The sequence below is a fragment of the Brevundimonas sp. genome, assembly GCF_019636155.1.
In the GTDB taxonomy this organism is placed as follows: domain Bacteria; phylum Pseudomonadota; class Alphaproteobacteria; order Caulobacterales; family Caulobacteraceae; genus Brevundimonas.
This window is the reverse complement of the sequence record NZ_JAHBYB010000003.1, coordinates 39591-53459: the sequence shown is the minus strand read 5'-3', so window position 1 is coordinate 53459 and position 13869 is coordinate 39591. Positions and strand designations below refer to the sequence as shown.

The window sequence follows — 13869 nt, the reverse complement described above, 5'->3', positions numbered from 1 at the left end:
CCTTCCGGAGCCGACGCCATGCATCGCCGCCAACTGATCGCCTCGGGTCTCGCCGTCGCCGGCCTGCCGGCGCTCAACGCCTGCGCGAGCGGCCCGGCCAATGAGCCCAACTATCCGATCCGCTCGGACGGGAACGCCCGGGCCTATACCTCCGAGGAACTGATCGCCGCCGGCTCGCGCGAGCTGGGCATCGCGGCCGAGGCCATGGGCGGGATCATCGAACGCATCTTCGCCGACCAGGGCGACCGTCCGACCGCCTATATCGCGGGCGAAGAGGCTGCCGGCGCGGCGGGCGTGGGCCTGCGCTACGGCCGCGGCGCCCTGCACATGAAGGATCTCAGCGCCTCGCAGGAAGTCTTCTGGCAGGGCATCTCTATCGGCTGGGACGTCGGCGGCAACGCCAGCCGGGTCTTCACCCTGGTCTACAGCCTGTATCATCCGGACATGATCTATCGCCGCTTTCCGGGCATCGAAGGTTCCGCCTATCTGGTCGGCGGGGTCGGCGTGAACTACCAGCGCGCGGACGGCATCACCCTGGCCCCGGTGCGGACCGGCGTCGGCCTGCGCCTGGGCGCCAATGTCGGCACCATGGCCTACAGCCGCCAGCGGAACATCGTGCCCCTTTAGGGCCGGGTCAGAGGCCGGCGGCCAGCAGGCTTTCGATCCCCTCGCGATAGGACGGATAGCGCGGCCGCCAGCCCAACTCCGCCTTGGCGCGGGCGTTCGAGACGCGCTTGGAATCCAGATAGAAGCGCCGCATGGCCTCGGACACCGAAGGGTCGGTCCAGTCGACCTCTGGCGGCGGGGGCAGGCCCAGGCGCCGCGCGCTCCAGGCCGTGACCACATGGGCCGGGGCCGGTTCGTCGTCCACCAGATTATAGGCGCGGCCGGGATTGGGGCGGTCCATCGACGCGAACACACCGGCCACGACGTCGTCCACATGGATGCGGTTGAACACCTGGCCCGGCTTTCGCACCATCCGCGCCTCGCCGTTCCTGAGGCGGTCCAGGCCCGAGCGGCCGGGGCCGTAGAGGGCGGGCAGGCGGAACAGGTTCACCGCCAGGCCCAGGGACCGGCCGGTCTCCAACCAGTCCTGCTCGGCCCGCACCCGGCGGGCGCCCTGAAGGGTGGCGGCGTTCAGGGCGTCGTCCTCGAAGGCCCAGCCGCCCGCGCGGTCGCCATAGACGGCGGTGGACGAGACATAGCCGACCCAGCCGGGCCGTCGTTCGCCTCGCGCCAGCAACGGCGCCAGGGCGGCATGGCCGGGACAGCCGTCCGCCGCCGGGGGCGCGGTGATGACCACGGCGTCGGCTGCGGCCAGAGCGCTCGCCAGAGCGGCCGCATCGGCCGGATCGACCGCTTTCAGCCCTTGGGCCCCCAGGGCGCCGCGCGTGGCGGGATCGCGCGAGGTGGCCATGGCCTGTCCCCCGCGCTTCAGGGCCTCGGCCCCGATGGCGCGGCCCAGCCAGCCGCCGCCGAAGATCAGCAGCGAACAGCTCACGCCGTGCGGGCGGCGGCGGGCGCGGGCGGCGCCGGTTCAGCCAGGGCCTCGGCCCGACGCTCGTTCCAGGCCGAGACGCAAGGGATCTTGGTCCGGTCGGCCCGGTCGGCGTAGCGGCGGGCGATCTCGGTCACGTCCTGCATCAGCCCCTCGGCCAGGGTGATGGGTTTCAGCCCCAGTTCCTTGAACTGGTCATTGGCCACGACCAGCTCGTTCTCGTCCGCCTCCTGGCGCGGGTTGGCGACATATTCGACCTGGGCGCCGGTCATGTCGGCGACCATCAGGGCCAGGTCGCGCACGCGGCGGCTCTCGGTCATCTGGTTCAGGATCTTGACCCGGTCGCCCGATTTCGGCGGGTTCTTCAGGGCCAGTTCGACACAACGCACCGTGTCCTGGATATGGATGAAGGCCCGCGTCTGGCCGCCCGAGCCGTGCACCGTCAGGGGGTATCCGACCGCCGCCTGGATCAGGAACCGGTTCAGCACCGTGCCGTAGTCGCCGTCATAGTCGAAGCGGTTGACCAGCCGGTCGTCCTTGCGGGTCTCCTCGGTCTCGGCGCCCCAGACGATGCCCTGGTGCAGGTCGGTGATCCGCAGGCCGTCGTTCTTGGCGTAGAACTGGAACAGCAGGGCGTCCTGGGTCTTGGTCATGTGATAGATGCTGCCGGGGTTCGGCGGGAACAGGATCTCCTGCTCGGCCGGGCCGAAGTCGGTGTCCACCGTGACCTTCAGATAGCCTTCGGGGATGCGCAGACCGGCGGTGGTGTAGCCATAGACCCCCATGGTCCCCAGGTGCGCCAGATGCACGTCCCGCCCGCTCTCGACAATGGCGGCCAGAAGGTGGTTGGTGGCGTTCAGATTGTTGTCGACCGTGTACAGTTTGTGCCGCGCCGACTTCATCGAATAGGGGGCGGCCCGCTGCTCGGCGAAATGGACCACGCTGTCCGGCGCCCAGTCGCGGATCAGGGCCACCAGCCGGTCGAACTCCTTGCCCACCGTCATGTTGACGAAGCCGATGGTCTTGCCGCTGACCGCCTTCCAGGCGGCGATGCGTTCGCCCATGGAGCGGATGGGGGTCAGGGACTGGACCTCCAGTTCGTTGTCGATATTCCGGCGGCTCAGGTTGTCGACGATGGTCACGTCCCAGCCGCGCGCCGACAGGTGCAGCGCCGTGGGCCAGCCGCAGAAGCCGTCGCCGCCCAGAACCAGTACGCGCATCTTTCCTACCCCGTCTGTGGTCTTGTCGGCCCCCTGCCTAGCCCAAGCGGCGCCGGGGGCAAAGCGGCGCCGTGACGCGGGTCAGGCGGGGCCGGTCGCTGCCAGCATGGCGGCCAGGGCGTCCCGCACCCGTTCCGGCTGGAGCATGGGCAGGAAATGGGTTCCGCCGGCCACGGTCTGGACCTGCACCTGGGGGCGGCGCGGCGAAGCGGCGGCGCGGCAGGTCGAGCCGGCCTCGGCCTTCAGGATGTGGATCGGGGCGGTGATCCGCGCCATGGCCCGCCAGGGATCGTGCCCCTGGGCGGCATAGTTGGAAGCCTCCCAGTCGGGGTCGCAGGTCAGGACCAGCCCGCCCTCGGGGGCCGGGGCCAGGCCGTCGGCCAGATAGTCGGCCAGGACGTCGTCCGGCCAGCCCCTGAAGGCGCCGCGGCCGCGATAGGCGGCCATGGCCTGGTCCCGGCTGTCGAACCGCGCCCGGCGGCGGCGGGCGGCGGCGACCAGGGGGATGCGTTCGGGTATCTGGCGCAGCAGGGGAATGTTGAAGGCCAGGACGGCCGGCCGGCTCCAGATCACCGGGTCGGCCAGGACCAGGCCGCGCACCCGTTCCGGGCGTTCGGCGGCCGCCAGCAGGCCCGAGGTCCCGCCCATCGAATGGCCTGCCAGCACCACCGGCGGGCCGTCGATCCGGTCCAGCAGGGCCGCCAGGTCATCCGCATGGTCGGACCAGCCGCGCCGGCCCGCGATCGGCGTCGGCAGGCGGGTCGCTCCATGACCGCGCAGGTCAGGGGCCCAAACGCGGAACCGGTCGCCCAGGGGCGCCAGCAGGGCGCGACAGGTCAGGGCGTTGAACCCGTTGGCATGGGCGAAGACCAGGTCGACGGGCCGGGCCGGATCACCCCATTCCAGCACCGCCATGGCGCCGCCGCGCGCGGACAGGTCCAGGGTCAGGCGTCGGGGTTCGGTCACGCCGGTGCGCTCAGGCCGGAAGACGGCAGTCGGGACAGCGGCCGTGCGCCTCGATCGTCGTGCGGTCGATGACATAGCCCGCCCCCTCGGCGGCCCGGCGCAGGCCGTCGCCCAGGGGGGCGGCGATCTCTTGCGCGGCGCCGCAGCAGTCGCAGATCAGGAAGGCCGCCGCATGGTCGTCGGCGCCGCCGTGGCTGCAGGCGACATAGGCGCTGATTGAGGCGATGCGGTGAGCCAGGCCGCGCCGCTCCAGGAACTCAAGCGCGCGATAGACGGTGGGCGGCTTGGCGGCCTGGCCGTCCTGGCCGAAGCGGGCGATCAGGTCATAGGCCTTCATCGGTTCGCCGGCCCGCAGCAGCAGGTCCAGCACCCGGCGCCGCGGCGCGGTCATCCGCTCGCCCTCGGCGGCGCAGGCGGCCTCGGCCGCGTCCAGGGCGCGCACGGCCTCGCCCTCGGCCAGGCCGGTGGTCCCATGGTCATGATCGCAGGCGGCGCCCATGCCCCACAGCTAATGGCCCCGAGGCGCGGCCGCAACCGGGCGCACCGCCAACGGAAGCCATCGCTCTCGACGCCGCCGTCTCGGTGTAGGCGAAATGGACTCCCTGCCTAGGTGGAATCGACATTCATCGCATCCAGATCATGGCGGCGGCGAGGTGAACGAAGCCTAGGAAGTGAATGGCTCTGCGATCGTAGCGGGTGGCGAAGCGTCGGAAGTGCTTGAGCTTTGAGAAGCAACGCTCGATGCGGTTACGAGCGCGATAGGCTTCAATGTCGTGGGCGATCAGCACCTTGCGAGTGCGGTTGGAGGGGATGACGGCTTGCGCGCCGGCGTCGGCGATGAGTTGGCGCAGGGCGTTGGAATCGTAGGCCTTGTCGGCCAGCACGGCGCGGGGGCGAAAGCCTTCCAGCAGGGCTGGCGCGGCCAGGGCGTCGCCGCTTTGGCCGGCGGTTAGGATGAACCGGATCGGCCGGCCGAGGGTGTCGGCGGCCATGTGGATCTTGGTGGTCAGTCCGCCTCGGGAGCGCCCCAGAGCCTGATCCGAGGCCCCCCTTTTCCGGTCGCCGCCTGCTGGTGGGCTCGGACCAAGGTGCTGTCGATCATCAGGTACTGATTGTCACGGTCCTTGATCAGGTCGGCGAACACCCGATCCCACACCCCGGCCTTCGACCATCGGCTGAAGCGCTTGTGCAGCGTCTTCCAGCGTCCATAGCGCTCGGGCAGATCGCACCAGTGCGCCCCCGAGCGCAGCACCCACAGCACCCCGTTGACGAACAGCCGGTTGTCGGCGGCAGTCCGCCCAGGATCGCCCGCCTTGCCCGGCAGCAGGTCCGCGATCCGCTCCCACTGAACCTGGCTCAACTCGTAGCGCTTGGCTGACATCAAAAGGGCTCCGTCCATCGAACGGAGCCCTATGAATCAGACATCTCAGCGTCTGAGAATCCTGAATGTCGATATCACCTAGTCCTTCGTCGGATCGGGCTGGGAGGCGTCGCCATAGGTCAAGGCCAGGAAGACATCCTCCAGGTCCGGGTCCTCGGTGGTGATGTCGCCGATGGTCACCCCGGCGGCGCGCACGGCGCTGATGACCTGTTCGACCGAGGAGCGGCCCTTGCGATAGGTCACCGCGAAGGCGCCGCCGGACCGGGCGGTGACATCGAATCCCTCCAGCGCCGGCGGGGCTGCCAGATCGCCCTCGGGCGTCACCACCACATTGCGGGTGTCCAGCCGGCGCAGCAGCTGGGGCGTCGGCTCGCAGGCGACGATCTCGCCGCGATTGACGATGGCGATCTGGTCGCACAGCTCTTGGGCCTCTTCCAGATAGTGGGTGGTCAGGACCACGGTGACCCCCTCGGCGTTCAGCCGCCGCACATAGGCCCACAGCTGGCGGCGCAGTTCGACGTCCACACCGGCGGTCGGTTCGTCCAGGATCAGGACCGGCGGACTGTGCACCATGGCCTTGGCCACCATCAGCCGCCGCTTCATCCCGCCCGACAGGGCGCGCACATAGGCGTCGGCCTTGTCCGACAGGCCGACGGCGGCCAGCAGTTCGTCGGACCGGCGTTCGCGCCCGGGCACGCCGTAGAAGCCGGCCTGGACCTCCAGGGCCTCGCGCGGAGTGAAGAAGACGTCGGCCACGATCTCCTGGGGCACGACGCCCAGGGCGGCGCGGGCGTCGCGCGGGCTGCGGTCGATGTCGCGGCCCCAGATGCGGACCTCCCCCTCGGACTTGTTGACCACCCCGGCCAGGATGTTGATCAGGGTCGACTTGCCCGCGCCGTTGGGACCCAGCAGGCCGAACATCGAGCCGCGCGGAATCGTCAGGTCCACCCCCTTCAGGGCCGTCTTGGGCGGCGCCTTGCGTGAGGCCGCATAGGTCTTCTTCAGGCCGCGGATTTCGATCGCATTGGCGGGGGCGGCGTCAGGCGGCGTCTCGGTCTGGTTCATGCGATCCCGGTGCAAGCGGTTTGACGCCCGAGGGCGCGCCGCATAGGTATGCCCCCGATCCCCAACCGCCAAGGCCGGACCCCGAAAATGCCGCCTCGCCATCCCGATGCGATCATCCCTCCGCCCGAGGAGATCAAGGTCCTGACCAAGCGCGTCGCCTGCGACGGCGGCGGCGGCGCCCTGGGCCACCCCCTGGTCTATATGGACATGGGCGAGGACGACTTCGTCGAATGCGGCTACTGCGACCGCCGCTTCGTCCTGTCGAAGAAGAAGGCGCGGCCCGAGAGCGAATATCTGGACCCCGCCGCCCGGCCGCCGGAAGCCCACTGAGGCGGCGGCCGTCTCGCCGCCCAACGCCCCGTCAGGAGCCCGCTGAATGCGCTATCTGCACACCATGGTCCGGGTGTCGGATCTCGAAGCCTCGCTGCATTTCTACCGCGACCTGCTGGGGCTGGTGGAAACCCGGCGGATGGACAATGAGGCCGGGCGCTACACCCTGGTCTTCCTGGCCGCGCCCAGGGACCGCGAACGCGCCGAGGCCGAGCGCTCGCCCGAGGTCGAGCTGACCTTCAACTGGGATCCGGAGGCCTATGACGGCGGCCGCAATTTCGGGCACCTGGCCTACAGGGTCGATGACATCTACGCCGCCTGCCGCCGGCTGATGGACGGCGGGGTGACCATCAACCGCCCGCCACGCGACGGCCATATGGCCTTCGTCCGGTCGCCGGACGGAATCTCCATCGAACTGCTGCAGGAAGGCGAGGCCCTGGCGCCGGCCGAACCCTGGGCCTCGATGCCGAACACGGGAAGCTGGTGATGGCGCGTGCGTCACGTCTGTTCGCCCTGTGCGCCGCCGCCCTGGCCGTCTCGGCCTGCGCCTCGACGACCGAATCCAACACCGGGCGCACGGCCACCGAACAGCTGCTGCTTGCGCGCGCCGCCGAGCGGGCGGTGGAGGGGCTGGTCCTGCCCCTGCCGACCGGGTCGCGCATCTATGTGGACGAGGTCTATTTCCGCATCGACACCAGCGCCTACGCCGTCAGCGCCATTCGCGCGGCCCTGTCCGAGGCCGGCTATCGCCTGGCCACCGACCGCAATCAGGCCGACGCCATCTTCGAGATCCGGGCCGGGGCCCTGTCGCTGGAACAGATGCGGCGGGTGGTCGGCCTGCCGGAGATGCGGATACCGATCAACGAGAACCTGACCGTCGTCTCCCTGCCCGAACTGTCGCTCTACAGCCGGCGCGACCGGATGGGGGTGGCCGAATTCTCGGGCTTTCTCTACGAGGCCCGGACCGGCGCGCCCCTGGGCGCCGTCAGCCCGATGATCGGCCGCTATCGCATCCGCAGCCACAAGGCCCTGATGGTGGTCAGCTGGGGCCAGCAGTCGGCCAATCCGGGCGAGCGCGACCCCGGATCCTCCTGGAAGGAATTCTAGACGCCGGCGGTCCGGGCAGCCTTAATGGCCCCATGCGATCCATGATCCTCGCCATCGACCAGGGCACCACCTCGACCCGCGCCATCGCCTTTGAACTGGGCGACGGCGGCGACCTGTCGCCCGTCGCCGTCAGCCAGATCGAACTGGCCCAGCATTTCCCCGCCTCGGGCTGGGTCGAGCATGACGCCGCCGAGATCTGGACCGCCACCCTGCAGACCTGCCGCGAAGTGATCCGCAAGGGCGGCGGCGTCGGCCGTTTCGCCGCCATCGGCATCAGCAACCAGCGCGAGACCTCGGTGATCTGGGACACCGCGATGGGCGAACCCCTGCATCGCGCCATCGTATGGCAGGATCGGCGCACGGCCGCCGTGACCGCCGCTCTGACCGAGGCGGGGCATGAACCGGCGATCCAGGCCGCGACGGGCCTGATCCTGGATCCCTATTTTTCGGCGACCAAATACGCCTGGCTGCTGGACGCCGTGCCCGGCGCGAGGGCGCGGGCCGAACGCGGCGAGATCAGGCTGGGCACCATCGAAAGCTGGCTGATCTGGAAGCTGACGGGCGGGGCGGCCCATGTCACCGACGCCACCAACGCCAGCCGCACCTCGCTGATGGACCTGTCGACCCAGCAATGGCGCGACGATCTGTGCGCCCTGTTCAAGGTTCCGCGCCGCGCCCTGCCCGACATCCGGGGTTGCGCCGAACCGCTGGGCGCGTGCGATCCGGCCCTGTTCGGAGAGCCTCTGCCGATCACCGGGGCGGCGGGGGACCAGCAGGCGGCCCTGGTCGGTCACGGCGCCCTGAACCCCGGCGACGCCAAGATCACCTATGGCACGGGCGCCTTTCTGGTCGCTAATGTCGGGGCCGAGCCGGTGGCCTCGACCCGACGGCTGCTGGGGACCCTGGCCTATCAGGCAGGCGGGACCACGGCCTATGCGCTGGAAGGCTCGATCTTCTCGGCCGGGTCGGCGATCCAGTGGCTGCGCGACGGCGCCCGGATGATCTCCGAAAGCCGCCAGTCCGAAGCGTTGGCCCAATCCCTGCCCGACAATGGCGGGGTCTATCTGGTTCCCGGGTTCACCGGCCTGGGCGCGCCCTGGTGGGACGCCGAGGCGCGCGGCGTCGTGGTCGGCCTGACCCGCGACGCCGGGCCGGCCCATTTCGTGCGCGCGGCGCTGGAGGCCCTGGCCTATCAGACCCGCGACCTGCTGGACGCCCTGGCCGACGACGGGGCGCCGCGCCTGAAGACCCTGAAGGTGGATGGCGGGGTCACGGCCAACGCCTTCGCCATGCAGTTCGTGGCCGACATCTGCGGGGTCGAGGTCGAACGGCCCGCCTTTCAGGAGATGACGGCCCTGGGCGCGGCGCGGCTGGCGGCCCTGGGGGCGGGGCGGGTTCCCGACCTGTCGCCCGGCGTGGCCCAGGCGCCGGCCCGGTGGACCCCGCGCATGGCGGATGATGAACGCGAACGCCTGCTGAAGGGCTGGCGCGCCGCGGTGCAGGCGGCCATCATCGCGGCGCAATGACCGACACCGTTCAAGACCCCCAGGCCGCCTTCTCCGGCACGCGAGAAGTCGACCCCCGCTATGTGCTGGACGCCGATCGTCTGTACGCCTGGATGACCGGGAACGTCGTCGGGTATCGCGGGCCGCTGACCATCCGCCAGTTCAAGGGCGGGCAATCGAACCCGACCTATGAGCTGACGACGCCATCGGGCGCCTATGTGCTGCGGCGCAAGCCGCCGGGGACGCTGCTGGCCAGCGCCCATGCCGTGGACCGGGAGTTCCGCGTCATCTCGGCCCTGCACGGGCGCGGCTATCCGGTGGCCCGGCCGCATGGGCTGTGCCTGGACGAAGCGGTCATCGGCTCGATCTTCTATGTGATGGACCGGGTCGACGGCCGGGTGTTCTGGGACCTGAAGCTGCCGGGCCTGACGCCTGAAGACCGACGCGCCATCTATCATGCCCAGACCGACGCCCTGGCCGATCTGCACGGCTTCGATCCGGTCGAGCTGGGGCTGGGCGACTATGGGCCGCCGGGCAACTATTTCGCGCGCCAGGTCGGCCGCTGGACCAAACAGTATCGCGCTTCAGAGACCGGGTCCGTGCCCGAGATGGACCGGCTGATCGCCTTCCTGCCCGACAGCCTGCCGCCCGAGGCGCCGGCCCGCATCGTCCACGGCGACTTCCGCCTGGACAATATGATCCTGGCGCCCGACCGGCCGCGCGTGCTGGCGGTGCTGGACTGGGAGCTGTCGACCCTGGGCGATCCGATGGCCGACCTGTCCTATCTGCTGATCGCCTGGGCCATTCCGGCGACGCTGCGCAACGGCCTGGCGGGGGCGGACCTGAAGGCGCTGGGGATTCCGTCGATCGAGGAGACGGTCGATCGCTATGTCGCCCGGCGCGGAGGAGATCGGCCGCAGAATCTGGACTGGCTGACCGCCTACAACCTGTTCCGCCTGGCCGCCATCTGCCAGGGCATCGCCGGCCGGGTCCGCGACGGCACCGCCGCCAGCGCTCACGCCAGATCCATGGCCGCCCAGGTAGGGCCGCTGAGCGCGGCGGCGTGGACCTATGCGAAGAAGGCGGGGGCCTGATCCGACGGCCGCCCCCCGACGCCCGCGTCAGGCGTCAGGCGTCAGGCTTGGCGTCCGCGTCGCGTTGACGAAGCTCGCTCATCGACCTGACGAACAACCGAACCCCGGTTCGCGCGAACAGCAGACCGCCTGAGATGAGGGACAGACCCAACATCACCAGCACCAGGGCGTCCGGTGCAGCCGGGCCAGCACGGAGGACCGCGCTGACACCCTTGACGAATGTCCAGGCCATGAAGGTGAGCAGGGCAAATCCCAGCAGGGTGATGACCGCTCCGTTCTGAAGGTCGGCCCAGATCGCATCCAGTGTCCGTCGCGGCGTCATGCCTCCACCCTTAGGCTCTGTTAGAGCGTCCGTCAGCCCGGCTCACCAACCAGAGTAAACGGCGCCCAGAAGGCGGGGTGGGTCCAGGCGCGGTGGGCGCGGACGGCCTGCATGCCGGACTGAAGGGCTCGGGCGCGGTCGCCGATGTCGGCGCCGGGGGCGTCCAGGGCGGCGAAGCTGGCGGTGATCAGTTCGGTGGTGGCGGCGTCCGACACCTCCCAGTGGGACACCAGCACCGACCGCGCCCCGGCGTAGAAGAAGGCCCGCGCCAGGCCCGACAGGCCCTCGCCGCCGGGCCGGCCGTCCGAGGCGGCGGTGTTGCAGGCCGACAGGACCACGAACTCGGCGTTCAGGCGCAGCTGGGCCGCCTCGGACGCGCTCAGATAGCCGTCGTCGGCCTCGGTCGCCTGGTCCGGCGGGGTCAGGACCAGGCCCGGCTCGACCGCCGTGGACCCGGCCATCAGCCCGTGGGTGGAGAAGACCACGAAGCGGGCGCGGGACAGGGCCTCGGCGTCGCCCTGACGCACGGCGGTCTCGGTGGCCTCGGCCCCCATCCGCACCAGGGCGCGCGGATAGCGGGCCTTCAGGGCCTCCAGCTCGGACTTGGAGCCGGGCAGATAGGGCAGGGCCTTCAGCCGCGAGACATCCGCCAGCCGGCCTTCGCCCAGAACGCTGTCGGCCGCCGGCGCCCCGCGCGAGGCGTAGTCGGGCGCCCCGGACAGGATCGGCGCCCCGAAGGCGGCCAGGGTGAAGCCGGCGTCACGCGGCCGCTGGGCCGCAGGCCGGGCCTCGGCCGCCTGGGCCGAGGACGGGCAGCCCGGACTGCGCAGGGCCGGGTCGGACACCAGGTAGCAGCGCAGGGCCTTCAGGCTGGATACAGACGGCAGGGTGGCCAGGGCGTAGCGGTCGATCAGCCAGGGGGTGGCGGCCAGGGCCTCGGGCCCGTCCGGCCCGGTCGGCGCCTCGGTCGACAGCACGGCCATCGGCAGGGTGGTCAGGGCGCCGGTGACCACGGTGATCAGGGTCTTCTTGCCCTCGAACACGCTTTCGACCGGGCGGATCAGTTCGGCGTAGAGGCGATGGGCCTCGACCCGGTCGAAGGCCGCCACCGGGCGGCCGGCGAAGATTGTGGGGTCGATGTCGCTGCGGTTCTGGGCGGCGGTGGTCAGGGAGTCGCGCAGGCGGCTCACCGCCTCGGTCATGGCCGTTTCGCCCAGGTCCTCCGCGCGGGCCCATTCGACCCGGTCCTGCGACAGGCCCCAGACATAGGTCGCCTCTGGATTGACCAGGACCAGCAGCAGGGCCTCGTCCGGCTTCAGCAGGGCCTGGGCCTCGGTCACGGTCAGGGCGCGCGGGCTGGTCAGTTCGGCATAGGCGGGAAAGCGCGCCTCGATGTCGGCGTCGACGGCGGTCAGGCGGGCGCGCACGGCGTCATAGTCGGTGCGTGCGGCGGCGCGGCGGTCGCGCCCTTCGTCGCCCTGGACGGCGTAGAGGCGCTCCAATTCCAGCTCCAGCGCATCGCGGCGGGCCAGCAGGGTCTCGCGTTCCTCGGCCAGGCGGCCCAGGGCGTCGTCGCCCTGGGCGAACCGGGCCGAGACCTTGGCCAGGGCGTCAGCCGCGTCCGAGGCGATGGCCCATTGCGCCGCCTCGAAGGCTTCGGCCCGCAGGCTGGCCGGGGTGTCCGGGGTGTCCGCCTCATCGCGCGCCTGGCCCGATCCGGCCAGGGACAGCGCCGCCGCCAGGGCCATCAGGCCGCCCGCCAGGGATGCGATCCGGTTCATGCTCTTCCCCTCCGCGTCCCGCCGTTCAGTTGGTCAGGATCTGGACCCGGGTCCAGATCTCGCCGCGGTTGACGATGTCGATCCTCAGCCGCCCATCCGCGCGGGGTTGGGTGGTGCAGACGGGATAATGGTCGCCGAAGCCGTCGCGGCAGACAAGGACGCCTTCGCTGTCGCGGACCGTCAGGTCGATATTGGTGTCGCCGTCGCCGATGGCGGCGATGCGCAGCACCTCGCCGCCCCGGGCCTGGACCTCGAACCAGTAGGTTTCGCGTGGGTCGATCTGCTTGACGATGAAGACCGGGCCCCGGCCGAAGGGCGAGGAGATGACGCCCCGCGTCCCCGCCGCGCGCAGGCGTTCGATGGCGTCCAGAACGGCCGTATTGCCCCCGGCGACCGCCGCGGCCTGATCCAGCAGGGCGCCGGGGGTCAGCATGGGCGCTTCGTCCCCCTCGACCCGCACCGGAACCTCGGCCAGCAGCCGGGCGGCCATGATCAGGGCGCCGGGATCGGACCGGTCGCGGCCCCAGCGCGCCAGTTCGGCCGCCGTGACGGCCTGGCTGACGCCCCGCGCCTCGGCGGCGGGATCGGCGGCCGGCGCCTGGGCCAGCTCTGGGGCCATCTCCTGGGCCCGGGCCGTTCCCGCCAGGATCAGGCAGACGGCCGCGGCCATGCCTGTCAGTCGAACCATGATTGCGATCCCCGTTCCTCGAACCGCGCGACGCGCGTCTTCGGACCATGCCCCGGAACGGCGCGGACGCAAACTGATCGAAGATGATGGCGCGGCGGCGGGGGCCGGATCAGCCGACGGCGGCGGTCAGGATGCGGCGGTCCGCCTTGGCCTGGACCAGGACGGCGACGGCCTCGCCCTCTTCCCGTTCGGCGGGCAGGCGGAACAGGGCCGGGCGGCCGGTCCAGTCGCCCAGCCGCGTCAGCCGCCGGACCACATTGACGTGACGGACGGTCTGGCCCCGATTGTCGCCGCGCGCCACCTCCACCTCCTGGGGGCCGGGGACGAAGACCACGGCCCAGACCTCGGCCCCGCCGGCGGGCGGACGGCCCGAGCCCACGCCCACGGCGTCGCCGCTCTGGCGGAACTCGATTTCGGGCGGGGCCGCTCGGCGGCCGATCTCGGCGGTGATGGCGGCCTGCAGGGGTTCGGGCCGGGCCTGGCTCTGGCGGGCGCCGTCGACGATCACCTGGGGCGTCGGCAGGGCGCGCAACTTCAGGGCCTGGCGATAGGTCTGCTGGCGCGCCGCGAACTCGGGCCGGGCGAAGGTGTCGGACCAGCCCAGATAGTCCCAGTAGTCGACGGCGTAGGTCAGGGCGATGACGCCGGGTTCGGCCGCCACCGCCTCGACCGCCCGATTGGCGTCGGGACAGCCGGCGCAGCCCTGGGCGGTGAACAGTTCGATCACCACGGGCTCGGAGGGAGGCGGGGCCACGGCCGGGCGGGCGCGCGTCGGCTGGGCCGCTCCGCCCGCCGCGAAGGCGCCGACGACCAGGGCCGCCGCGCCCGTTATCCAGCCCCTGACCTTCATGGGCGGGGATTAATCACCGGATGCGCGACCCCGCCCACTCATTTTCGCGTGAGGAGAGGCGT

The 13869-nt window shown here is 71.1% G+C and carries 16 protein-coding genes; 6 read left to right on the top strand and 10 right to left on the bottom strand.

From position 1 onward, the window contains the following. Positions 1 to 18 precede the first annotated feature (18 nt). On the top strand, positions 19 to 627 hold the full coding sequence (locus KF910_RS04115; RefSeq protein WP_292258961.1) for an EipA family protein: 609 nt from the start codon (positions 19 to 21) through the stop codon (positions 625 to 627). Between the two features lie 7 nt (positions 628 to 634). Here the strand turns inward: KF910_RS04115 and KF910_RS04110 are convergent, their stop codons facing one another. The 6 genes from KF910_RS04110 to KF910_RS04085 form a co-directional block, all read right to left on the bottom strand. Next, positions 635 to 1501 (bottom strand): NAD-dependent epimerase/dehydratase family protein, encoded by an 867-nt coding sequence (locus tag KF910_RS04110; protein WP_292258960.1) that lies wholly within the window; start codon positions 1499 to 1501, stop codon positions 635 to 637. Further along, a complete protein-coding gene (locus KF910_RS04105; protein WP_292258958.1) occupies positions 1498 to 2718 on the bottom strand; it encodes an NAD-dependent epimerase/dehydratase family protein in 1221 nt (406 codons plus the stop codon). The genes KF910_RS04110 and KF910_RS04105 overlap by 4 nt, the downstream gene beginning before the upstream one ends. Before the next feature lie 81 nt (positions 2719 to 2799). Further along, positions 2800 to 3684, bottom strand: coding sequence for an alpha/beta hydrolase (locus tag KF910_RS04100; protein ID WP_323805232.1), 885 nt, complete (start codon positions 3682 to 3684; stop codon positions 2800 to 2802). Positions 3685 to 3694: 10 nt separating this feature from the next. Further along, positions 3695 to 4183 carry a transcriptional repressor gene (locus KF910_RS04095; RefSeq protein WP_292258957.1) on the bottom strand — a complete coding sequence of 163 codons (489 nt, stop codon included), beginning with the start codon at positions 4181 to 4183 and terminating at the stop codon, positions 3695 to 3697. 124 nt (positions 4184 to 4307) lie between these two features. Continuing rightward, positions 4308 to 5065 (bottom strand): IS5 family transposase gene (locus KF910_RS04090; RefSeq protein WP_292258833.1). Its coding sequence is split into 2 segments (ribosomal slippage): positions 4308 to 4723 and positions 4723 to 5065, totalling 759 coding nucleotides; the frame shifts between segments, so codons are not numbered across the junction. A 78-nt stretch (positions 5066 to 5143) separates the two neighbouring features. Then, complete coding sequence (locus KF910_RS04085; RefSeq protein WP_292258955.1) at positions 5144 to 6130, bottom strand: ABC transporter ATP-binding protein; 987 nt, start codon at positions 6128 to 6130, stop codon at positions 5144 to 5146. 87 nt (positions 6131 to 6217) lie between these two features. Here KF910_RS04085 and KF910_RS04080 point away from each other — a divergent pair, with 87 nt between their 5' ends. The 5 genes from KF910_RS04080 to KF910_RS04060 are packed head-to-tail and all read left to right on the top strand — an operon-like array spanning position 6218 to position 10166. Then, positions 6218 to 6460 (top strand): zinc-finger domain-containing protein, encoded by a 243-nt coding sequence (locus KF910_RS04080; protein ID WP_292258954.1) that lies wholly within the window; start codon positions 6218 to 6220, stop codon positions 6458 to 6460. A 46-nt stretch (positions 6461 to 6506) separates the two neighbouring features. Beyond that, entirely contained in the window at positions 6507 to 6947 is a 441-nt protein-coding gene (locus KF910_RS04075; RefSeq protein ID WP_292258952.1) for a VOC family protein, read from the top strand. Continuing rightward, positions 6947 to 7567 carry a DUF6655 family protein gene (locus KF910_RS04070; RefSeq protein ID WP_292258950.1) on the top strand — a complete coding sequence of 207 codons (621 nt, stop codon included), beginning with the start codon at positions 6947 to 6949 and terminating at the stop codon, positions 7565 to 7567. The genes KF910_RS04075 and KF910_RS04070 overlap by 1 nt, the downstream gene beginning before the upstream one ends. 41 nt (positions 7568 to 7608) lie before the next feature. Next, positions 7609 to 9093, top strand: coding sequence for a glycerol kinase GlpK (gene glpK / locus KF910_RS04065; RefSeq protein WP_292259446.1), 1485 nt, complete (start codon positions 7609 to 7611; stop codon positions 9091 to 9093). Beyond that, entirely contained in the window at positions 9090 to 10166 is a 1077-nt protein-coding gene (locus KF910_RS04060) for a phosphotransferase family protein (protein WP_292258948.1), read from the top strand. Before glpK ends, KF910_RS04060 begins: the two co-directional genes overlap by 4 nt. 34 nt (positions 10167 to 10200) lie before the next feature. Here the strand turns inward: KF910_RS04060 and KF910_RS04055 are convergent, their stop codons facing one another. The 4 genes from KF910_RS04055 to KF910_RS04040 all read right to left on the bottom strand — a co-directional run bounded on the left by KF910_RS04055 (position 10201) and on the right by KF910_RS04040 (position 13807). Beyond that, a complete protein-coding gene (locus KF910_RS04055; RefSeq protein ID WP_292258946.1) occupies positions 10201 to 10488 on the bottom strand; it encodes a hypothetical protein in 288 nt (95 codons plus the stop codon). A gap of 32 nt (positions 10489 to 10520) precedes the next feature. Then, the gene (locus KF910_RS04050) at positions 10521 to 12269 is read right to left on the bottom strand and encodes a CHAT domain-containing protein (RefSeq protein ID WP_292258944.1); all 1749 of its coding nucleotides are present in this window, start codon (positions 12267 to 12269) and stop codon (positions 10521 to 10523) included. A gap of 25 nt (positions 12270 to 12294) precedes the next feature. Next, positions 12295 to 12957: a hypothetical protein gene (locus KF910_RS04045; RefSeq protein ID WP_292258942.1), complete on the bottom strand. Its 663-nt coding sequence runs from the start codon at positions 12955 to 12957 to the stop codon at positions 12295 to 12297. A 109-nt stretch (positions 12958 to 13066) separates the two neighbouring features. Further along, positions 13067 to 13807: a DUF1223 domain-containing protein gene (locus KF910_RS04040; RefSeq protein ID WP_292258941.1), complete on the bottom strand. Its 741-nt coding sequence runs from the start codon at positions 13805 to 13807 to the stop codon at positions 13067 to 13069. Positions 13808 to 13869 lie beyond the last annotated feature (62 nt).

Coding starts and splice junctions, on each gene's coding strand:
- KF910_RS04075 (WP_292258952.1), top strand. CDS start 6,507: ATGCGCTATCTGCACACCATGGTCCGGGTGTCGGATCTCGAAGCCTCG.
- KF910_RS04085 (WP_292258955.1), bottom strand. CDS start 6,130: ATGAACCAGACCGAGACGCCGCCTGACGCCGCCCCCGCCAATGCGATC.
- glpK (WP_292259446.1), top strand. CDS start 7,609: ATGATCCTCGCCATCGACCAGGGCACCACCTCGACCCGCGCCATCGCC.
- KF910_RS04060 (WP_292258948.1), top strand. CDS start 9,090: ATGACCGACACCGTTCAAGACCCCCAGGCCGCCTTCTCCGGCACGCGA.
- KF910_RS04095 (WP_292258957.1), bottom strand. CDS start 4,183: ATGGGCGCCGCCTGCGATCATGACCATGGGACCACCGGCCTGGCCGAG.
- KF910_RS04115 (WP_292258961.1), top strand. CDS start 19: ATGCATCGCCGCCAACTGATCGCCTCGGGTCTCGCCGTCGCCGGCCTG.
- KF910_RS04045 (WP_292258942.1), bottom strand. CDS start 12,957: ATGGTTCGACTGACAGGCATGGCCGCGGCCGTCTGCCTGATCCTGGCG.
- KF910_RS04050 (WP_292258944.1), bottom strand. CDS start 12,269: ATGAACCGGATCGCATCCCTGGCGGGCGGCCTGATGGCCCTGGCGGCG.
- KF910_RS04040 (WP_292258941.1), bottom strand. CDS start 13,807: ATGAAGGTCAGGGGCTGGATAACGGGCGCGGCGGCCCTGGTCGTCGGC.
- KF910_RS04055 (WP_292258946.1), bottom strand. CDS start 10,488: ATGACGCCGCGACGGACACTGGATGCGATCTGGGCCGACCTTCAGAAC.
- KF910_RS04070 (WP_292258950.1), top strand. CDS start 6,947: ATGGCGCGTGCGTCACGTCTGTTCGCCCTGTGCGCCGCCGCCCTGGCC.
- KF910_RS04080 (WP_292258954.1), top strand. CDS start 6,218: ATGCCGCCTCGCCATCCCGATGCGATCATCCCTCCGCCCGAGGAGATC.
- KF910_RS04105 (WP_292258958.1), bottom strand. CDS start 2,718: ATGCGCGTACTGGTTCTGGGCGGCGACGGCTTCTGCGGCTGGCCCACG.